Consider the following 19,301-nt stretch of genomic DNA (forward strand, 5'->3'; position numbering starts at 1 on the left):
CTCCTCGACCTAATTAAAACTGCCTCAGTCGTCATGTGGGCGAATTTATATTCACCTCACCTTTTGTTTGTAAGCTACCGGAATCTGTAGGCAAAATCTAGTATAAGGTTGGGGGCGAGGTGGGGTGTGGCGCACTTGCCATGACACCCCTAGGTGTGGTGGTTGTTACTTAACTACACGCAACTGCTGACGCGGCGGGGCCTGTCCGGTGCGCAAGGCGTCATAGGGATCGTTGGGATCCAGCATCATGTCCACCACTTGGCGCATCAACTGGCGACGACCCTGCGCAGAATAAAAACCACCAGGAACCTGGCTGGTTTCAAGCAAGTAGCGGCGGTACTCCTTAAACGCGCGGTTGTCGGGGCGTGCGGGGGTCGCAAAAAACTGATCGACCGGCAAATCGGACACGAATTCCGGTTTGTCATAGACCGCATCGCCGAACACTTTCAGCGGGATACCACGGTGTAAAACCTGTTGTGCGGCGGTGGAATTGACCGTCACGGCGGTGCGGGCATGGTCCAAAACCTGCGCCAGTTTGCCGCCACGCACGTAGTGCACACGATTATAGACATCGTTGTCGCGGGCCAGTTGGTGGATGACTTTACGCAGCGGGCTGCGGCCATTTTCCAGCGGGTGGGCTTTGAACACAAGGTGGTGGTGTTTTGGCGCACCTTTGGCGAAGCCGCGTATCACGAGGGCAAGGAATTCTTCCATGCGTTCAAACGGTGAATGCATCTGAAATGACGAATCGTGTTCAAGCTGCAGCAGTGCGATGTGATAGGGATAGCCGCCATGTTTGATACGCAACGTCGCGATAATCCGTCCGAGCGCGATAAACGGCATCAACAACAGGCTGCGGGTGTAAAGCGCGGTTTCGGCAATTAGCGGCAGTTCGCGATGGCGTTGGAAATTGCGGTATTCGCCGTTTCGAAACATCACGAACCAATGATATAGTGCGCCGTAAAACACGTGGTGGCGCATGTCGCCCCAGTGGGCCGGTGCCTCTGGTATGTCGAGTTCGGAGTTCGCCAAAGCGGTGCGCATGTCATCGACGCTGGTGTTCATCAGCTTGGAATGGCCGTTGGCGCCGCCACGTTCATAAGTGACCCAGAACGGGCGCATGTAGCCTTCTTCGTAAACGTGTACGGTCAGACCCATATCCTTGGCCGCAGCAACTGCAACTGCATGAACGGGCCGTGTGTCGCCGTACAACACAATGTCGGTGATGGATTTGGCGGCAACAATTGCTTTGAACGTTTCGACCCAATCGTCAGCTCCGCCGCGATAGGGGATATAGCCCTTGGCCCCGAACCAAAACGCACGATCGCCCGCGTTGAACCCGACGCGCCACACATCCGCCCCCGCCGCGCGGAGCATTTTGCCCAAACGGTGGAAGAACGGCCCATGGGGCCCCTGCAAAAACAGGAAAGATCTGGTTGCGTGCTTTGTCACTCTGGTCCCATCAAATATGTTGTGCTGGTTTAGAGATAATTAACCACAGAGTTGGGCGGAAATATGGCGCGTTGTTATGCTGTGGTATTTAGTCAGCTTGCCGAACGTCTTTCAAGGGTCTAGTTCGGTGGAAAGATGAGAGGAATACGCCATGTTTACGGGTATTATCACGGATGTGGGTCGCGTTTTGGCGCTGGAAGACCTTGGCGATTTGCGTGCACGGATTGCGACGCGTTACGACATTTCGGGAATTGATATCGGTGCGTCGATTGCATCTGACGGCGTGTGTTTGACGGTTGTCGCCAAAGGCACGTCTTTGGATTGCGACCCGCAAGGCTGGTATGACGTTGATATCTCTGCGGAAACTGTCAGTAAAACGTCACTGGTGGCCTGGGTGGTTGGCAAACGGGTTAATCTGGAACGCAGCCTGAAGGTTGGCGATGAATTGGGCGGGCATATCGTGTCTGGCCACGTGGACGGTGTGGCGATGATCGTGGACATGGTGGACGATGGTGCGAGCACCCGGGTGACGCTGGAAGCGCCCAATGATCTGGGACGGTTCATTGCCCCCAAAGGGTCGGTCGCCCTGAACGGCACGTCAGTGACCGTGAACGAAGTCGATGGCGCGCGTTTTGGCATCAATTTTATCCCGCACACGAAGTCCGTCACGACATGGGGGGATACAAAAGTCGGCGATCCGGTGAACCTAGAGGTGGACACGATGGCGCGCTATGTGGCCCGCCTGCGAGACTACGATTAATGGTGGGCATTGTCGCTAACATCGGGCCTAACATCGGGCATAACTCGGGTCGTGTCGGCGAGCCGGGTAAAAGCTGGCGCACCCATGTTTGGGCCAAGGCGCGCAGTGATCTTATGCCGAAACTTCCGATTGAAGTTATTCGTCGCCGGGTCGCCCGCGCTAAAGAACTTGGGCTGCCGTACAAAACCTACGCCGGGTTTCGCGCGGCGTCGGGCGATGATCTGGTCGGGTTCATGTTCTCAAGCAACGCGCTGGATTTGTTGCGCGCTACAGACCGTGTTCCTACGGCGAAGGTTGCGAAACTGGACGCCCTGAACGATGTTCGTACTGTCGGTCTGGCCCATGTGCCGATTGCGCTGGAACACCTCACTCCGCCACTACAACTGGCCTATGCCGCCCCAAAATCGCTGGCCCCTTGGGTGCAAACCCGCGATGTGATGCGCGCGCTGTTCGCGCAAACTGGCGGCCCCGCCAGCCGTTTCGTGTTGGTGTGTAACACCGATCTGGAACGCGAATGGGCGCAAGCGGGCCGCATGGCTGGCACGTTGTCTGCACCAGATTATTTTGAGGCAATTACATGACCGAAGATACCAAACCAGAGATTGTCGCCACCTTAGAGGATGACACAGGCCAGCGCTCAGTCGATATTTTGCGCCACGCGGCGGCGGCGGAGAAAGGCGAGAATCGCGGCGGTCATTTCACCTATGTCGAATACCACCGTACCAGCGATGAAGCCGACGAATGGCGCGAAGTCGTTGAGGAAGGCGCGAAAACCTACACAAGCCAGTTTGCAGCCTATACCGCCGCCACACGCAATGTCGATTGGCTGATGGACTGAATCGGCTTCTTTGGTTCTGAAATACCAAGCCTTGTTGATGCAAACGCACCGAGCCCGTCTCGCAAATTCGGTATTCGGTTAGTAATGTGGAAAACAGAGACGGATATGAACACGGGAATGCGGTTTACGGATGAGTTCAAACAGGACGCTGTGGCGCGAGTTGTCGAGCGCGGATACGCGGTCAGTGAAGTGGCCGAGTGGCTGGGAATCCATTGCCCAGCAGTGTATTGTGTCACGCCAAAGGCGTGCTGACAGCACAACGCAATATTAAGCGGTGAATGAAGATTGATTGCCCCATGCGCCCATTATAGATGCACAGGCTGTTAATTATCAGTTATATTGTTGGTGCGCTTGATAAATAAGGCCAAAAATACAGCCCCCGGATTGTCTACATCTTCCGATCTGGCGCCAAGTCGTGCGGCTATCGCGCCCCTTTTCAATTGCTTGCCTACAGGCTATCTCGACCACTAGCTGTTCAGAGGACAATCATGAATAATTCGTTTGAAAAAACTGGGGCGTTCGAAAAACCCGGCCCCGTTGAAACTGACTGGAAAGACGTGATTTCCAGCATTGAAGACATCATCGAAGACGCCCGCAATGGCCGGATGTTCGTGCTGGTGGACCATGAAGACCGTGAAAACGAGGGCGATCTGGTGATCCCTGCACAAATGGCGACGCCGGATGCGATCAATTTCATGGCCACCCATGGTCGAGGGTTGATTTGTTTGACGCTGCCGGCTGAACGGCTGGACGCGTTGGGTCTGTCGCTGATGTCCACGCATAATTCATCGCGCCACGAAACAGCGTTCACCGTGTCAATCGAAGCCCGCGAAGGTGTGACGACGGGTATTTCCGCCGCAGATCGTGCGCGGACTGTGTCTGTCGCGATTGATCCGACCAAAAGTGCCACCGACATTGCGACGCCGGGTCATGTGTTCCCGCTGCGCGCCCGCGCCGGTGGTGTGCTGGTCCGCGCAGGTCATACCGAAGCCGCTGTTGATATTTCGCGTCTTGCAGGGCTGAATCCGTCTGGTGTGATTTGCGAAATCATGAACGATGACGGCACGATGGCGCGACTGCCTGATCTGGTTGCGTTTGCGCAGTTGCACGGGCTGAAAATCGGCACAATTTCCGACCTGATCGCGTATCGCCGCCGCCACGACAATCTGGTGCGCGTACGCTCGACAGAGACCATCACGTCGGAATTTGGCGGCGAATGGCAGATGAAAATTTATGCTGATGAAACCCACGGCGATGAACATGTGGTTCTGACCAAGGGTGACATCTCGGGCGATGTGCCCGTGTTGGTGCGCATGCATGCGATGGACGCGATGCTTGATGTCGTCGGGATCGGCCCATCTGGGCGGGCAAACGAATTTGGTGAGGCGATGAAGCTGATCGCAGAGGTAGGGCGCGGTGTTGTCGTACTGTTGCGCGATACGTCAATGAAAATGGTGGCCGCTGATGACGTGTCACCGCAGACGTTACGCCAATACGGCCTTGGCGCACAAATTTTAAGTTCGCTTGGCCTTGGTCAGATCGAACTGCTGACCAATTCGCCAAAACCCAAGATTGTCGGGCTTGAAGCCTACGGGCTAGAGATCATCGGCACCCGCAAGATTTCAGAATTAGGATAACCGCAGTGGTTAATTCATCACACTACATCATGCCCCGCGCGGAATTTGACCAGAAGCCCAAGCTGCTGATCGTCATGTCGCCCTACTACAAAGACATCGCCGATAACCTGCTGTCTGGCGCGCAGGCTGAGATTGAGGCAGCTGGCGGCACGCATGAGACCGTGCAAGTCCCCGGCGCGCTGGAAATCCCCACTGCCATCGGCATCGCCGAACGCATGAGCGATTTTGACGGCTATGTCGCGTTGGGCTGCGTCATTCGTGGTGAAACGACGCATTATGAAACCGTCTGCAACGACAGTTCGCGCGCATTGCAATTGCTTGGCCTTCAGGGTTTGTGCATCGGCAACGCAATCTTGACTGTTGAGACGCAAAAACAGGCCGAAGTTCGCGCCGATCCCAAAGATCAAAACAAAGGTGGCGGTGCGGCGCACGCGGCCTTGCACTTGATCGCGCTCAGCCGTAAGTGGGGCGGCGTTAGATCGGGCGTTGGATTCACCAACGACATCCTGATGGCCGGCAACACGGATGGTTCCACTACAGCATGACCGAATCCCAATCAAATCCGGCCCAATCAAACCTGTCAGGCAATGTAAGACGCAAGATGAAATCCGCCTCGCGGCTTTATGCGGTGCAGGCGCTGTTCCAGATGGAACATTCCAACCAGTCGATTGAATCTGTGACGCGCGAATTCGAAAATCACCGCTTTGGCGCGATTTACGAAGGCAATGAAATGGCTGAGGGCGATGTGGCTTTGTTCCGCATTTTGGTTGAAACTGCTGTGAACGAACAATCCAAGATTGACCAAATGACCGATCGTGCGCTGGTCGCCAAATGGCCATTGGCGCGGATTGACCCAACACTGCGCGCGCTGTTTCGCGCAGCTGGCGTTGAATTGCTTGGTCGCGACACACCACCGCGCGTCGCAATCACCGAATATGTCGATGTTGCGAAAGCGTTTTTCGACGGCGGCGAAGAGCCGAAGTTTGTCAATGCCGTGCTGGATCATATGGCCCGTCAGGCAAAGCCTGACAGCTTTAATTAGTGTCAGGCAAAGTCCTTAATTAGAGACAGGCTAAGTCCGACTGTTTTCAATAAAATTGAAGTCAAGCCTGAGGCGTCCTGACACTGGACTCTGCCGATTTTGTCCCTACGTATAAGGGTAGGAGGCTGTTCATATGTCCAATCAGAAAACCCTTGAACTAATCAGGATTTACATCAAAAGTTGCGCGATTGGCTTTGTGTTGTCAGCGATTTTCGTCGTACTGATGCTTGGCTTTGACGTGATGGGCCTTGGCGGGCTTGTGGCGCGTTCTGACATCGGGTTTGTGGCCGTGTTGACGATGTGGGTGTTGAACGGTGTCGTCTTTGCCGCTGTGCAATTTGCCTACGCGATTATGAGCATGGCAGATGACGACGATGACGATGATGAACCACGTGGTGGCCACCGTGCCCCCACGCCGGTGTTTTTAGCAGAACCCATTCCGATCCGCGTAGAGAATACACCGCGCCGCCGCTAGATTTGCAGCCATTATTTAAGACAATTCATTTTTTCTGAGGTGTAGAAAGGTGGCGGGCCCCGCGGCGACCGTAGGGATCTATTTCCGGAGGACCTGTATGTTACAGGTGGTAGCCAGGTAACGGGGCCAGAGCCCCGACAGCGCCAGCCGCCTCGGATTTGCTTAAGGCCACTGGAATGTTGTCCCGTGTTTACGAGAAGAGCAGAAGCCCGCCGCCTTTACAGTTAGTGTGGCAGGCAGGCTTCGGCAAGGTCTTACACAAGATTGATGCTAATCGGCGCTGTGCCGTGCGCAACGGGGCGAAATGACCGTCCCAACCTTTGTCGAGCGCGCGTGTCAGACCGAAAGCATCTTCACCAGCAGGCAATCCTGCGTGCACAAGTGACAGGCGCGTACCACTCGCCACATCATCTAGTGCCCATTTCACGATGCTTATCGCGCCGCCCATAGGTACAATCGTGACGGTGTATTCAAGGTCGTCGTACGGGGTTGCGGTGATGATGTCGCCCCACATCAGCTTGTCGCCGCTGGTGGTGGAGAACATCGCGTAGGGTTCGCCCTATGCGAGGCTGGTCTTTGGTTTGTGAAACCACATCGCCAGTTTGGCAGGGTGGGTCAGGAACGCCCAAAAGTCCGGTTTGGAGGCTTTCAAATAGATGGATTTGTTCAAATTATCGGTCATGTCACGCCGCGTTGGATCGGGGAGGGCAGGGATGAGGTGTTGATCAAGCGTTAACTTACCTTGACGGATGTTCACACATTGTTCATGTTTGATGGATGCCTGATGATATCCTCCCGCAAGACCTGTCTACCTACCAGCCCGGTCAACTTTTGGCGCGTGGGGTGTGCCGCCATTTGCGCAGTTTGGATTTTGTTTGTGTTGAAGAACTGGTGCCAACGCGGGGGTTGCGGGTCGATGTGATGGCGCTGGGGCCAAAGGGTGAAATCTGGATCGTGGAGTGCAAATCGTCACGTGCTGATTTCCAATCAGACCACAAATGGCAGGGCTACCTAGAATGGTGTGATCGGTTTTTCTGGGCGGTAGACGCTGACTTTCCAACGGATTTGCTGCCTGATGAAACTGGCCTGATCATCGCTGACGCCTATGACGGTGACGTCGTGCGCATGGCACCCGAGGACAAGCTGGCAGCGGCGCGGCGCAAGGTCATGGTGCAGAAATTCGCACGCACCACTGCAATGCGCCTACAAGCGCAGCGCGACCCAACGGCCTTTGTGACAAACGGGATGCTTTAACGCCGCGATAGCGCCAGTGATGCGATCCCCGTTGCGAAAATCACCGCAAGACCCGCGAGACTGACCCAGTCTGGCCAGTCCGAAAATACCAGATAACCAAAAATCGTGGCGGGGATCAACTGCGTGTAAATCAGTGGCGCGATAACGCTTGAGGGGGTTGATTGGCTGAGCTTGACCAACAAAAGATTGCCGAATGCCGATCCCATCGCGCTGATCGCAATAAGGGTAAATGCCGCGAGGGTCAGGCTGTCTGGACGTGCCACCAATCCGAAGGGTGCCAACAAAACACCCCCCAATACCAATTGTGAGATCAGCAACAGGCGCGGGCGGTACAGGGGGGCGATCCAGCGGGTCGAGACAACGTAACAGCCATGAAATACCCCTGCGAGAACAGCAAACCCCATGCCGGCAGTTGCGCCAAACCCGGGTTTGACGACCAGCAGGACACCAACAAAACTCAAGCCCAGCAAAATTGTGCGGGCAGGTGTGATCCGTTCCCTAAGAAGCCAGCGCGAGAGCGCGTAGGCCACAACCGGCCCAACAAAAAACGCACCGAACGTATTGGCGATGGGTTCTGTGCGCAGCGCCGTCAGAAGCAGGCAAATGCCGCCCATAATCAACAGCGCGCGCAGCCAGACACGCGGATCGCGCAGGGCGGGGATGTCAGCGCGGGCAAGTCCGCAAAACGGCAGCAAAACAACTGACGCAAGGGCGAAGCGAGTCCATGCTATGAAAATCGGACTTATACCGATTTGCGACAAAGACTTTGCCGCGACATCCCCGCCGACGATTAACGTCATGGATGCCAGCATAATTGCCCCGACCCGCCATAACGGGATTGTCGGGGCAGCGATCTGCATTTAGCGCGTCTTGACGAGGCGGGCAGCCTTGGCGGCGGCCCGAATTTCTTCAGCGATTTCGTCTGCCTCTTCTGGGGTGAAATCCATAGGAATTTCAATGCCTTTGCCTTCGATGAACAGCCGGACCTGACCGTGATCTGTTGGGCCGATTTGCAGGTTGGCTTCGATGTCGCGTTCGTCGTTAATGCCCATGGCGATAATCCTTTGGCTAAGAGTGTAATCGCTCTACCCCGCAGGTGAGCGCAATGACAAGTCCGGCGCATCCTTGGGACCAATCTTGTGACAAGATCGGTTGGCTAAAGCGGCCATAGGCACTTGCAATCGCGCGCATGGCTCGCTAAATCGACGCTGATGCCGCCTTAGCTCAGTTGGTTAGAGCGCTGGTTTGTGGAACCAGAGGTCCCCCGTTCAAGCCGGGGAGGCGGTACCATCCCCCCTTTGCCTGTGCCCCCTTTTAATAGCTGCTGCGCCATGCGACCTAGACCAATGGCTTTGTTGATGACACTTCTGATTTCCGGCCTTGGTGTGGCGGCGTTTATGGCGCTAGGATTGCCGTTGCCGTGGCTGCTCGGCCCGCTGCTTGGGTGTTTGATTGCGGCGCTGTTTGGCGTGCGTTTGCAAGGTGCTCCGAAGTCGAGCCAAGTGATGCGCACGATTTTAGGCGTTGCTGTCGGGGCGACCATCACGCCAGCACTATTTGCGCAGATGGGCACGTTGATCTGGACGCTGGCATTGATGCCGCCTTTGGTGATTTGCGTCGGCGCTGTCGGCTATCCGCTGTTTCGCAAAGGGTTCGGGTTTGATCACCCGACCGCGTTTTACGCAAGCATGCCCGGCGGTTTGCAGGATATGCTGTTGTTTGGCGAAGAAGCTGGTGGTGACGTGCGCGCGCTATCATTGATCCACGCGACGCGCGTGTTGATTGTGGTGATGGTGTTGCCGTTCATGTTTGCCTATCTTTACGACGTCGATATGAACCAACCCGTTGGCGAACCGTTCCTGTCAGTACCATGGACCCAGCTGTTGATCCTTGCGGCTGCGGGCATTATTGGATGGCGGATCGCGGCCGCGTTAGGTTTGTTCGGCGCGTCGCTTTTGGGGCCACTATTTTTTACGGCGGCGTTGTCATTGGTGGGGTTTATTCAACACCGCCCCCCCGCCGAAGCGATCCAAGCGGCGCAGTTTTTTATCGGTTTTACCATTGGCGTCAAATACGCAGGTATTTCATGGCGCGAATTGCGGGTCGATGTGACGGCGGGCGTGGTTTTCAGCGTGCTAAGCCTGTGCATATCCGCCGTTTTCGCCGCCGTGGTTATCAGGCTGGGCTGGTTGCCGTTCACTGAAAGTGTGCTGGCGTTTTCACCGGGTGGACAGGCGGAAATGGCGATTGTTGCTTTGGTTGCAGGGGCGGACGCCGCCGTTGTGGTGGCGCATCATTTGGTGCGGATCGTCTTTGTGATCATCGGCGCGCCATTAGTGAACCGCTGGTTTGGCTGACGGGGCAGGATCTGAGTTGTATTGGCCAAGATGAAGGGGTTTGAAATATCCAATTCCGTCACCGATGGCGCCCAACCTGTGCCCTTGTTAAGTGCAGTTTGGATCTGGTCGGCCCCTGCAAGGGCGACGATATGGGGGCAGCTCTGAATGGTGTCTGGGTCCACGTGCGGTGCTGCTGACAGGGGCGTGAGTGGGGTTTGCACAATCTGGTGTGGGTCCTGTTCGTTATAGAGCCGCGCGATTTTGGCCATTTGGCCGAGGTCTGACAGGATTTTGAGTGTGATGATGTAGAGACAATCAACCGCGCTGTTGGTGCCATAGGTCCCTGTGGCGCCGATGATTAGCGGGCGACCGGAAGCTGCGCGGGCTTCGATCAAGCCCGACCATGGCGATTACAATGCCTAGGCCGAATACAAACGCGGCCTCGGCTTGGTTGTTGAATGCCACACCGCCGAGGCTGCAAAAACGCCAACAGATACAAGGCAAAATATTCACCGAGGCTAAATTTAAAGGCGATGTGCGACAAGGCTGGCGCGAGGATCGCGAGGCGACAGGTGTTGAGCAGCGCGCCCATAAATGACGCCATGCCGCTAAATCACCAGCGCATCCGCCGCGCGGCCCGCATTGGCCATGGGATAGCCGTTCCGCGTGGTCGTCATCGCGGGTTCGATACCGAGGATGTCGCGCAGGATGAATGAAATTCGCCCGCCATACATCGCACCATAATAAATTGAGGTCAGCAGCGAGAGCGAGCATGTCGCATCAAGGCAGAGAAAGACAGTCAGCGGAATCATAACTGCCACGCCGTTGGATGGCCCAAGACTGGGCAAAGTGCCAACAACCCTGCCGATGAAACGGCCGGTAACGGTCAACATGTGGGTCCAAGTGGATAGGGTAATTGAAAAGCTGAGTTTCAGATTTTGAAGGATTTCCATGACTGTGCCCTATCCGAGAATGTCGCGGGGGAAGGCCTGTGGACCACGTGGGTCTGCAAACAACGGTTTTGCGATGCTTCGGGCCGCCATCACGTAGATGAACGACCCAAGGATCACGACGGCCCCAAAAATGCGGTCCGGATACGCATTACTGATCAACGCCAATCTCACGTGATAATTCTTCGGTGGACGCAATCACGCCATCGACCCAAGTTTGGAAATTATCGCCAACTCGGATGAACAGCGCGAGGCCCTTTTCTATCATAGCCGTTTCCCATTCATCAGAATCGGCTACCGCTTGCAGGCGGTCTGCCCATATCTGGAAGTCCGCGTTAGAGATGTCTTTTTGATCGTAAAATCCACGCCAGTTGACGGCAACACCATCGATGCCTTGTTCAACGGCTGTCGCAATGTTCTCAAACCCCGGAACGTGCCCTTCTCTGAGGCCGGCCAGCCCGCAAATGTCACGGGATTCGTTGAAATCAACGATCTTGGACATGTCGCCCGTCAAACCTTGGGTGATATCGTCCACTGTCTGTGTGAGTGCATCTGCGTCGCCATCAACATCGATATGTTTGATCGCACCAACGAAACGCACTTGGTCAGCGGTTGCACCACTTTCGGTGTTTTGCGTCACGCGGGTTGCGGTTGCTTTGGACGCGGCAACAATCAGGTCGGCGTCGGTTTGGCGTACGTTGAGCACGTGGGAAAACCTGAGGCCGCCACCGCCGCCTGCCATGTTCGTAACCTGAAAAGGCTGTCGACTTGGCCGATATCAAACAGGATTTTACGGATCTGGCGGATGTGATAGATTCAGCCTCCATTGCTGATGTTGCACCGACGCCCAGCGTGACGCTGATGGACAGCGCCTTTATGTTGAAATATTTTATAAGTTCAGCCCAGAACGTTGCGGGCTGATGCCCGATCGTGTTTGTGTGGTCTTGATCTTGTCGAGCCCTGAGGGGCATGACAGGGGGCGTGACATGGGTTAGCGCGCGCACTAAGACGCAAACCAACAGTTTAATGAGGCCATCATGTCTGCCACGACCGTCCTGTTTACCCTTGCCGAAAACCCGCCCGCGCGGATGGATAAGGCGTTGGCGCTAAACGTACCACTTGATGCGTCGCTGAGCCGGTCGCGCCTGATGCGTCTGCTGGCGGATGGGGCAGTGCAGGTGAACGGTGCGGTGGTGACGGACCCGCGCGCAAAGCCTGTTGAAGGCGATGCGGTTGAGATTTTGGTTGAGATCGCGGATGACTACCACGTCCTGCCCGAAGACATCCCGCTGGATGTGGTGTTTGAAGATGATGATCTGATCGTCATAAATAAACCCACAGGCATGGTTGTGCATCCTGCCCCTGGTACGCCGGGGGGTACGTTAGTGAACGCACTGTTGCATCACTGCGGTGACGCGCTGTCTGGTGTCGGCGGTGAAAAGCGCCCGGGTATCGTGCACCGGATCGACAAGGAAACCAGCGGGCTGTTGGTTGTCGCCAAGACTGACCGCGCCCATCACGGGCTTGCTGCACAGTTTGAGGCGCACACAGTTGAACGCCATTACCGCGCCATTTGTTACGGTGTGCCAGACAGCAACGATCCGCGTGTGCGCGGCATCAAGGGTGCGTCGTTTGATCCGGGCAATATCCTGAAACTGCAAACGCAACTGGCGCGCCATAAACATGACCGCCAAAAACAAGCAGTCGTTTGGCACAATGGACGCCATGCGGTGACGCGCGCGCGCATTGTGCAGCCGCTGGGCAACCCAGCGGTGGCTGCGGTAATGGATTGTTGGCTGGAAACTGGCCGCACGCACCAAATTCGTGTGCACATGACCCACGCGGGCCATGGCCTCATTGGGGATCCGACCTATGGCGGCCGCCGCAAATTGTCCGAAAAAGCTGTGGGTGAGGCGGGCAGGATCGCGGCTTATACGTTCCCCCGCCAAGCACTGCACGCCGCAACGTTGGGGTTTCAGCATCCCGTGAGCAAAGAAATGCTGCGTTTCGAGGCACCGATGCCCGCCGATATGATCAGGCTGATTGCCGCTTTGGGCGGGGTAGAGGGTTAAGACCGAACGGGCTGGAGGGCTGAAATACAATGTCCCATGTGCGTGAGCGCGCAGACATAAATCTAGCGATATGTTTATTGATCCTTATATCTTTTTCACGACACCAAATATAAAAACTGAACCGATCAGTCTTGAAGAAGGGCAAATTGTGCCCATATTTATGTTAAGGCCGTAAACATAAGGCGGCGCTTTAATACGAGGGGGAGACACCATGAGCTCTTATACAAATCTTCCGGCGCCATCGCCAGAACAAGGCCTGAACCGCTACATGCAGGAAATCCGCAAATTTCCCATGCTGGAACCGGATGAGGAATACATGCTCGCCAAGCGGTGGGTGGACCATGAAGACACGGACGCCGCACACAAAATGGTGACGTCGCACCTGCGTCTGGCCGCCAAAATCGCCATGGGCTATCGCGGCTACGGGTTGCCGACAGCCGAAGTGATTTCCGAGGCGAATGTTGGCTTGATGCAAGCTGTGAAACGTTTCGATCCTGAAAAGGGTTTCCGCCTTGCGACCTATGCAATGTGGTGGATCAGGGCGTCCATACAAGAATACGTGTTGCGGTCATGGTCGATGGTCAAACTTGGCACGACATCCGCGCAAAAGAAGCTGTTTTTCAATCTGCGCAAAGCCAAGAATCGTATTGGCGCCTTGGAAGAAGGCGATCTGCGCCCTGAAAACGTTCAGCGGATTGCCAATGATCTTGGTGTCACAGAGGCCGAAGTTGTATCGATGAACCGCCGCATGTCGGGCGGGGATGCGTCCCTGAATGCCACCGTCGGATCCGATGGTGAAGGCACGATGCAATGGCAAGACTGGTTGGAAGACGAATCTGCCGACCAAGCGGGCGATTATGAAGACCGCGACGAGTTGCAACAACGCCGCGAACTCATGGCCGAAGCTATGGACGTTCTAAATGATCGTGAAAAGGACATTCTGATGCAGCGTCGTCTGGCTGAAAAAACTGTGACGCTGGAAGATCTAAGTGGGCAGTACTCTGTCAGCCGCGAACGTATTCGCCAGATCGAAGTGCGCGCGTTTGAAAAGCTGCAAAAGAAGATGCAAACTTTGGCTAAAGATCGCGGGATGCTGGCGACAGCATAACATTACGACCTTAAAGCAAGGCGCTGATCGAAAGGTTGGCGCCTTTTGCTTGTGTTATATGCCTCCAGCGGGGATATTTAAGCTACAAAGACGAATATAAGGCAATTTCGAATAACAAGGTGGGGCGACATGGGTGAACCAGTGCGTTGGGCAATTTTGGGTGCGGGCAAATTTGCGCGTGAACATATGGGGCCTGCTATCCACGGGGCGACGGGCGCGCAACTTGTGGCGCTGGGCACGTCTTCGCGCGACAAGGCAGCGCCATTCGAAGGGTTCGCGCCTGAATTGCGGGTCCATGACACCTATGACGCGGTTTTGGCCGATGCGGACGTGGACGTCGTTTATATCCCGCTTCCCAATCACCTGCATATCGAATGGGCGATGAGGGCTTTGAGGGCGGGCAAACATGTCTTGGTCGAAAAGCCTGTGGGCTTGCAAGCCGCCCAGATTGATCCGCTGATTGCCCTTCGTGATGAAACGGGCCTGATTGCGGCTGAAGCGTTCATGATCGCCCATCACCCCCAATGGGCGCGGGCGCGCCACCTCATCGCGGACGGTGCGATTGGCGATTTGCGCCACGTGGACGGGGTGTTTTGTTACAACAACCCTGATCTGACCAATGTGCGTTTTGACGCTGCCAAAGGGGGCGGTAGCCTGCCTGATATCGGCGTTTACACGATTGGGTCGACGCGACTGGCCACGGGCCAAGACCCAGTTGAAATCACCCATGCGGACATCGATTATCTGAATGGTGTTGACGTTATGGCCCGTGTTTCAGCCAGATTTGACGGGTTCACGGCCCATTGGGTGACTGCGATGAACGTGCACCAGACGCAACATATGACGTTCCTTGGCAGCGAAGGTCGTATTCATCTTTGCGCACCTTTCAACGCTGGAAGCTACGGCGAGGCGCAGCTGGAATTGACCCAAATCGACGGATCGATGCGCGTTGAACGCTGGCCCAATCACGCACAATATGTGACCCAAGTTGTGGCGTTTTGCGCGTCCGTGCGCAATGATGCACCCTATGCGTGGTCGCTTGAGGATGCGCGCGCGACCCAAGCGGTCATGGATGCGGTTTATGTGGCCGCGTTGCCGCGGTAGTCTGACCAAGTAACAAGGAGAAAAGAACATGGCCGATCCACATGAGTTCGACGACGTGATGCCGGAAAATACCGCAAGGCGTGAGCCAGAAAAGCCGGTTTCTGAAAACCTATTCACACGGCTGATCTATATGATCATTATTTCGATCATGATCAGTTTCGCCAGTACTGTGATCGGCGTTTTGGCAGTGCTGCAATTCATCATCATGCTGGTCAGCAACAAACAACCCAATGAGCGGATCGCCGAATTGGGCACCGATGTGGGTATCTGGGTCGCCAAGGCGACGCGCTATCAGACAGCGGCGTCCGAGCATAAGCCTTGGCCGTGGACGGAACTGGATTGATCGATGGCAGGTGGCTGGGCAAAAGACGGTGGGGTGTCAGAGCAGATTGAAGCGTCGATTGGTGACGAATTGGCCCGCATGAAGGCCCGCAAGGTCCCGCAGGGAGAGAGTTTTACCCATTGCGCGGAGTGTGAAGAGCCAATTGCCGAGGCCCGCCGCGTGGCGGTTGTCAGCGTAACGTTGTGCATCGAATGTCAGAATGAACGCGATGGTGTGGTAAAGACCCGCGGCGGAATTAACCGACGCGGGTCTAAGGATAGCCAGTTGAAGTAGGGGCTTAGCCCTCCATCGCTTCCAACTCATCAATCATGCTTTCGATCATGCCCAACCCTTTGGCCCAAAACGCCGGGTCGGATGCGTCAAGGCCGAATGGGGCAAGCAATTCGCTGTGATGCTTTGATCCGCCCGCTTTGAGCATGTCGAAATATTTGTCTTTGAAATCTTCGCCCATGTCCTCGTAGACCGCATAAAGTGCATTCACCAAGCCGTCGCCGAACGCATAGGCGTAGACGTAAAACGGCGAGTGGACGAAGTGCGGGATGTAGGCCCAGAACGTTTCGTAACCGTCCATGAAGTTGAACACTGGGCCTAAGGATTCGCCCTGAACAGACATCCACAGCGCGTTGATGTCGTCAGGTGTCAGTTCGCCGTTGCTGCGTGCGTCGTGCAGTTTGCATTCAAAATCGTAGAACGCGATCTGGCGCACGACGGTATTGATCATATCTTCGACTTTGCCCGCCAGCAGGATCTTGCGTTCTTGTTGTGTGGTGGCCTGTTCCAGCAGTTTGCGGAAGGTCAGCATTTCGCCGAAAACGGATGCGGTTTCTGCCAAGGTCAGCGGCGTTGAGGACAGCAATTCGCCTTGTCCCGCCGCGAGAACCTGATGCACGCCGTGGCCTAATTCGTGTGCCAAAGTCATGACATCACGCGGTTTTCCGAGGTAGTTGAGCATGACATAAGGATGGACTGTCGTGACGGTTGGATGCGCGAATGCACCCGGTGCTTTGCCGTCTTTGACGCCTGCATCGATCCAGCCTTCGGTGAAAAACGGCTTGGCAATATCGGCCATGCGCGGATCGAACGCGGCGTAGGCGTCCATCACTGTTTGTTCGGCTTCAGCCCATGATACGGTGCGATCTGTTTCCATCGGGAGAGGCGCATTGCGGTCCCAGACCTCCATCGTGTCCAAGCCCATCCACTTGGCCTTGAGCGCGTAATAACGGTGGCTCAGGCGCGGATAGGCATCAACGACGGCATTTCGAAGCGCCTCGACCACTTCGGGTTCGACGTGGTTGGACAGGTGGCGGCCCGCTTGCGCCGATGGCATGCCGCGCCAGCGATCCTCAATCTCTTTTTCCTTGGCGAGCGTGTTGTGAACGCGGGCAAACAATCCGACGTTCGCCCCAAACACCCGCGCCAATTCGCGCGATCCTTTTTCACGGGTGGCGCGGTCTTGGTCGGACAAAAGATTCAGCGTGCCTTCGATGTTCATTTCCTGCCCATCGACGGTAAATTTCAGCGCTGCGATGGTTTCATCAAACAGTTTGTTCCAAGCGGTGGCACCTACAACCGACTGATCGTGCAGGAATTTCTCCATCTCATCGGACAGCTGATAGGGCTTCATCGCCCGCATGCGATCAAAGATCGGTTTGTAGCGAGCAAGGTCAGCATTGGCCGCCAAAAGTCCGTCCACATGGGCGTCATCCATGCGGTTGAATTCCAACCCGTAAAAGACCAGCGGCGTCGTGTAGGTGGTGATCTTGTCCTGCATGTCGGACATGAATTTGCTGCGCTCGGGGTCGGTTGTGTGCTGGTAATAGCGCAGTCCCGCGAACGACATGATGCGACCTGCGATGATGTCGATCTGTTCGTACCGTTTCACGGCGTCGAGCAAGTCTTCGTCGTTCAGATCCGCCAATTTGCCTTCGTGATCAGCGGCAAAACTGCGACAGGCGTTTTCCAGCCAGTCCAAATCGCGCTTGAGTTCTTTGGCGTCGGGCGACGGGTACAAATCCGTCAGGTCCCATTCCGGCAAATTACCAAACGGAGTGCTGCCAGACGCGGCGGTGGATGGATTGGCGTCAAATGTGCGTGGGTCGGTCGTAGGAGTGTTCATGGGGGCCTCATTGTTGATTTTGTCTTATTTAAGTGCGTGTTGCGTGTTTTGCCAGTCAGCCCTTCGGGGAGAGTAATTTGGCCAAGATGAAATTTGGAGAAAAAACAGGGGGTCTGTGACGTTGGTGGTGGCGTTTAGAAAGTGGATGAGCAGGGTAGCTGAGTTGTGCATTTGTGGCGATCAAACCTATCCGTAAGTCGCCAGCATTTCCTTTAGATCATCTAGGGTGTTGATTTCATCCAGTGGTTTGTCTTGGCGCCAACGAAGCATGCGCGGGAAGCGCAGCGCAATGCCTGATTTATGTCGCGGTGATGCCTGTATCCCCTCAAACGCAATTTCAAAGACGTGTTCGGCGGGGACGGAACGGACTGGGCCAAAACGCTGCAATGTATTTCGTTTAACCCAGTGGGTAATCTGGCGAAATTCCGCGTCCGTCAGCCCCGAATAGGCCTTTGTGAAGGGGACCAGATCGTTGCCGTTTCTGACCGCAAAGGTGAAGTCTGTGAACAGGTTCGCGCGCCGTCCCGATCCGGCCTGCGCGTAGATCATCACCGCGTCGACGGTCAGCGGATCGATCTTCCATTTCCACCAATCGCCCTTTTTGCGACCCGCCAAATAAGGGCTGTCGCGCCGTTTTAACATCAACCCTTCGGCGCCAAGATCACGTGACTTGGCGCGCTCATTTTTGAAGTCTTCCCAAGTATCACCGTTGACTTCTGGTGAAATTCGGATGGGTGCATCGGTGGGTGTGGAATTTAGTATATTTTCCAGTAGGTAGCGGCGCGTTTCTAATGTTTCACCTCTGATATCGACGCCTCTACATTCAAGAAGGTCATAAGCCATCAAAATAACCGGTGCTTCGGACAGCAATTTCTTTGGAACATTCTTTCGTCCTATCCGTTTTTGCAGGGCATTAAATGACATCGGGGTGTTGTTTTGAAACGCCAAAAGCTCCCCGTCGATGACCGTTCCATCGGGCAGGCAATCGCGCAGCTGCGCGAGTTCTGGAAAGCGGTCAGTCATGAGGTCTTCGCCGCGCGACCAGATGTGGTGTTCACCACCGCGGAGGATGAATTGCCCGCGTATGCCATCCCATTTTCTATCGATAAACCAATCGCTTGACGGGCCAATCTGATCTAAATCATCCAACCCATATGCCAGATAAAACGGGTATGGACGCGACAGATCCGCGTTTGGACCGTCAACTTCGATCAGGCTGTTCCAGGTCACTGTTTCGGGCGTCCATTGGCCCATGAGTTTATGGGTTAATGCGGCCTCGTCCTGCCCCGTGGCTTTTGCCAAAGCGCGGGTCATTAATTTCTGGCTAAGGCCGATCCGGAACCCGCCCGTGAGAAGTTTCGTGAACAAAAAACATTCAGTTTGGGGCAACGCGTCCCATGCGGCGAGGATGCCTGCTTTTCGGGCGGCTTCGTCCAGCGTTGAAAGGCGTTTTAATTCCAAAATCCAGTCGGTTAGGGAGCGATCCTCATTCCCGCCAGACGGCGGCAGGAACAGGCTGATGGTTTCAGCCAGATCGCCGACAATCGGGTAACATTCCTCAAACAACCACAGCGGCAATCCGGCGCGTTCGGCGGCCCATTGGCGCAGCAATTTTGTGGTGATGACGCGGCGTGGGCGGCGACCAGAAAACAAGGCAATGCACCATAGTTTGTCACTGTCCGATGCGGTGCTAAAAAAGTTGGCCATTGCGGCGACTTTTACTGTCGTTTTGGTGGACTGATCCACGGCGGTGAACAGGACTGCAAAGTCCTTCATCGGCAGTACACTTTGCGTACACAACCTGTACACAA

General features: G+C 55.4%; 27 protein-coding genes and 1 tRNA gene. 17 read left to right on the forward strand and 11 right to left on the reverse strand.

The features are described from left to right. Positions 1-165: 165 nt before the first annotated feature. Positions 166-1,452, reverse strand: a complete 1,287-nt coding sequence (locus OAN307_RS07600) for a capsule biosynthesis protein (protein WP_015499197.1) — start codon at positions 1,450-1,452, stop codon at positions 166-168. A 151-nt stretch (positions 1,453-1,603) separates the two neighbouring features. On the opposite strand from OAN307_RS07600, the gene OAN307_RS07605 reads away from it, so the two are divergent. The 8 genes from OAN307_RS07605 (at position 1,604) to OAN307_RS07635 (ending at position 6,204) form a co-directional block, all read left to right on the forward strand. Beyond that, the gene (locus tag OAN307_RS07605) at positions 1,604-2,212 is read left to right on the forward strand and encodes a riboflavin synthase (RefSeq protein WP_015499198.1); all 609 of its coding nucleotides are present in this window, start codon (positions 1,604-1,606) and stop codon (positions 2,210-2,212) included. After that, positions 2,212-2,793 carry a hypothetical protein gene (locus OAN307_RS07610; RefSeq protein ID WP_015499199.1) on the forward strand — a complete coding sequence of 194 codons (582 nt, stop codon included), beginning with the start codon at positions 2,212-2,214 and terminating at the stop codon, positions 2,791-2,793. Before OAN307_RS07605 ends, OAN307_RS07610 begins: the two co-directional genes overlap by 1 nt. Beyond that, on the forward strand, positions 2,790-3,050 hold the full coding sequence (locus tag OAN307_RS07615; protein ID WP_015499200.1) for a hypothetical protein: 261 nt from the start codon (positions 2,790-2,792) through the stop codon (positions 3,048-3,050). Before OAN307_RS07610 ends, OAN307_RS07615 begins: the two co-directional genes overlap by 4 nt. Positions 3,051-3,167: 117 nt before the next feature. Further along, positions 3,168-3,302 carry a transposase gene (locus OAN307_RS31170; RefSeq protein WP_408634941.1) on the forward strand — a complete coding sequence of 45 codons (135 nt, stop codon included), beginning with the start codon at positions 3,168-3,170 and terminating at the stop codon, positions 3,300-3,302. A 236-nt stretch (positions 3,303-3,538) separates the two neighbouring features. Continuing rightward, positions 3,539-4,687: a 3,4-dihydroxy-2-butanone-4-phosphate synthase gene (ribB, locus tag OAN307_RS07620; RefSeq protein WP_015499201.1), complete on the forward strand. Its 1,149-nt coding sequence runs from the start codon at positions 3,539-3,541 to the stop codon at positions 4,685-4,687. 5 nt (positions 4,688-4,692) lie between these two features. Continuing rightward, complete coding sequence (locus tag OAN307_RS07625) at positions 4,693-5,232, forward strand: 6,7-dimethyl-8-ribityllumazine synthase (RefSeq protein WP_015499202.1); 540 nt, start codon at positions 4,693-4,695, stop codon at positions 5,230-5,232. Further along, the gene (nusB, locus tag OAN307_RS07630; protein ID WP_044043395.1) at positions 5,229-5,729 is read left to right on the forward strand and encodes a transcription antitermination factor NusB; all 501 of its coding nucleotides are present in this window, start codon (positions 5,229-5,231) and stop codon (positions 5,727-5,729) included. Before OAN307_RS07625 ends, nusB begins: the two co-directional genes overlap by 4 nt. A 133-nt stretch (positions 5,730-5,862) precedes the next feature. Then, positions 5,863-6,204 (forward strand): hypothetical protein, encoded by a 342-nt coding sequence (locus tag OAN307_RS07635; protein WP_015499204.1) that lies wholly within the window; start codon positions 5,863-5,865, stop codon positions 6,202-6,204. A 190-nt stretch (positions 6,205-6,394) separates the two neighbouring features. Here OAN307_RS07635 and OAN307_RS07640 read toward each other — a convergent pair whose 3' ends face one another. Continuing rightward, on the reverse strand, positions 6,395-6,748 hold the full coding sequence (locus OAN307_RS07640) for an SRPBCC family protein (RefSeq protein WP_015499205.1): 354 nt from the start codon (positions 6,746-6,748) through the stop codon (positions 6,395-6,397). Positions 6,749-6,763: 15 nt separating this feature from the next. Continuing rightward, on the reverse strand, positions 6,764-6,961 hold the full coding sequence (locus tag OAN307_RS29765; RefSeq protein WP_015499206.1) for a hypothetical protein: 198 nt from the start codon (positions 6,959-6,961) through the stop codon (positions 6,764-6,766). Positions 6,962-6,981: 20 nt separating this feature from the next. Between OAN307_RS29765 and OAN307_RS07645 the strand changes: the two genes are divergently transcribed. Then, on the forward strand, positions 6,982-7,458 hold the full coding sequence (locus tag OAN307_RS07645) for an MmcB family DNA repair protein (protein WP_015499207.1): 477 nt from the start codon (positions 6,982-6,984) through the stop codon (positions 7,456-7,458). On the opposite strand, the gene OAN307_RS07650 is transcribed toward OAN307_RS07645, so the two are convergent. Together OAN307_RS07650 and OAN307_RS07655 are read right to left on the reverse strand one after the other, a co-directional pair. Then, the gene (locus OAN307_RS07650; protein WP_015499208.1) at positions 7,455-8,270 is read right to left on the reverse strand and encodes a DMT family transporter; all 816 of its coding nucleotides are present in this window, start codon (positions 8,268-8,270) and stop codon (positions 7,455-7,457) included. The genes OAN307_RS07645 and OAN307_RS07650 overlap by 4 nt on opposite strands. Before the next feature lie 48 nt (positions 8,271-8,318). Further along, positions 8,319-8,510 (reverse strand): DUF6324 family protein, encoded by a 192-nt coding sequence (locus tag OAN307_RS07655; RefSeq protein ID WP_044043397.1) that lies wholly within the window; start codon positions 8,508-8,510, stop codon positions 8,319-8,321. Between the two features lie 161 nt (positions 8,511-8,671). Between OAN307_RS07655 and OAN307_RS07660 the strand changes: the two genes are divergently transcribed. Further along, positions 8,672-8,748 (forward strand) — tRNA-His (locus OAN307_RS07660). Positions 8,749-8,816: 68 nt separating this feature from the next. Then, positions 8,817-9,815, forward strand: a complete 999-nt coding sequence (locus tag OAN307_RS07665; RefSeq protein WP_015499209.1) for an AbrB family transcriptional regulator — start codon at positions 8,817-8,819, stop codon at positions 9,813-9,815. On the opposite strand, the gene OAN307_RS27445 is transcribed toward OAN307_RS07665, so the two are convergent. The 4 genes from OAN307_RS27445 to OAN307_RS07675 all read right to left on the reverse strand — a co-directional run bounded on the left by OAN307_RS27445 (position 9,752) and on the right by OAN307_RS07675 (position 11,489). Continuing rightward, the gene (locus OAN307_RS27445; protein WP_187292592.1) at positions 9,752-10,192 is read right to left on the reverse strand and encodes a hypothetical protein; all 441 of its coding nucleotides are present in this window, start codon (positions 10,190-10,192) and stop codon (positions 9,752-9,754) included. The genes OAN307_RS07665 and OAN307_RS27445 overlap by 64 nt on opposite strands. 213 nt (positions 10,193-10,405) lie before the next feature. Beyond that, complete coding sequence (locus OAN307_RS29770) at positions 10,406-10,750, reverse strand: tripartite tricarboxylate transporter permease (protein ID WP_015499211.1); 345 nt, start codon at positions 10,748-10,750, stop codon at positions 10,406-10,408. A gap of 9 nt (positions 10,751-10,759) precedes the next feature. Continuing rightward, the gene (locus tag OAN307_RS28875) at positions 10,760-10,909 is read right to left on the reverse strand and encodes a hypothetical protein (RefSeq protein ID WP_187292556.1); all 150 of its coding nucleotides are present in this window, start codon (positions 10,907-10,909) and stop codon (positions 10,760-10,762) included. Beyond that, positions 10,899-11,489, reverse strand: coding sequence for a hypothetical protein (locus OAN307_RS07675; RefSeq protein ID WP_015499213.1), 591 nt, complete (start codon positions 11,487-11,489; stop codon positions 10,899-10,901). The genes OAN307_RS28875 and OAN307_RS07675 overlap by 11 nt, the downstream gene beginning before the upstream one ends. 26 nt (positions 11,490-11,515) lie before the next feature. On the opposite strand from OAN307_RS07675, the gene OAN307_RS28880 reads away from it, so the two are divergent. The 6 genes from OAN307_RS28880 to OAN307_RS07700 all read left to right on the forward strand — a co-directional run bounded on the left by OAN307_RS28880 (position 11,516) and on the right by OAN307_RS07700 (position 15,647). Further along, on the forward strand, positions 11,516-11,668 hold the full coding sequence (locus OAN307_RS28880) for a hypothetical protein (protein ID WP_187292557.1): 153 nt from the start codon (positions 11,516-11,518) through the stop codon (positions 11,666-11,668). 116 nt (positions 11,669-11,784) lie between these two features. Further along, entirely contained in the window at positions 11,785-12,819 is a 1,035-nt protein-coding gene (locus OAN307_RS07680) for an RluA family pseudouridine synthase (protein ID WP_015499214.1), read from the forward strand. 211 nt (positions 12,820-13,030) lie between these two features. After that, positions 13,031-13,927 carry an RNA polymerase sigma factor RpoH gene (rpoH, locus tag OAN307_RS07685; protein ID WP_015499215.1) on the forward strand — a complete coding sequence of 299 codons (897 nt, stop codon included), beginning with the start codon at positions 13,031-13,033 and terminating at the stop codon, positions 13,925-13,927. A 129-nt stretch (positions 13,928-14,056) separates the two neighbouring features. After that, positions 14,057-15,031 carry a Gfo/Idh/MocA family protein gene (locus OAN307_RS07690; protein WP_015499216.1) on the forward strand — a complete coding sequence of 325 codons (975 nt, stop codon included), beginning with the start codon at positions 14,057-14,059 and terminating at the stop codon, positions 15,029-15,031. A 28-nt stretch (positions 15,032-15,059) separates the two neighbouring features. After that, positions 15,060-15,374 (forward strand): DUF4389 domain-containing protein, encoded by a 315-nt coding sequence (locus OAN307_RS07695; protein ID WP_015499217.1) that lies wholly within the window; start codon positions 15,060-15,062, stop codon positions 15,372-15,374. 3 nt (positions 15,375-15,377) lie between these two features. Further along, positions 15,378-15,647, forward strand: a complete 270-nt coding sequence (locus tag OAN307_RS07700; protein ID WP_015499218.1) for a DksA/TraR family C4-type zinc finger protein — start codon at positions 15,378-15,380, stop codon at positions 15,645-15,647. A 4-nt stretch (positions 15,648-15,651) separates the two neighbouring features. Here OAN307_RS07700 and OAN307_RS07705 read toward each other — a convergent pair whose 3' ends face one another. Further along, a complete protein-coding gene (locus OAN307_RS07705; RefSeq protein WP_015499219.1) occupies positions 15,652-17,490 on the reverse strand; it encodes a M3 family oligoendopeptidase in 1,839 nt (612 codons plus the stop codon). Between the two features lie 186 nt (positions 17,491-17,676). Beyond that, entirely contained in the window at positions 17,677-19,266 is a 1,590-nt protein-coding gene (locus tag OAN307_RS07710; RefSeq protein WP_044043399.1) for an ATP-dependent DNA ligase, read from the reverse strand. Positions 19,267-19,301 lie beyond the last annotated feature (35 nt).

It is taken from the genome of Octadecabacter antarcticus 307 (genome assembly GCF_000155675.2).
Taxonomy (GTDB): domain Bacteria; phylum Pseudomonadota; class Alphaproteobacteria; order Rhodobacterales; family Rhodobacteraceae; genus Octadecabacter; species Octadecabacter antarcticus.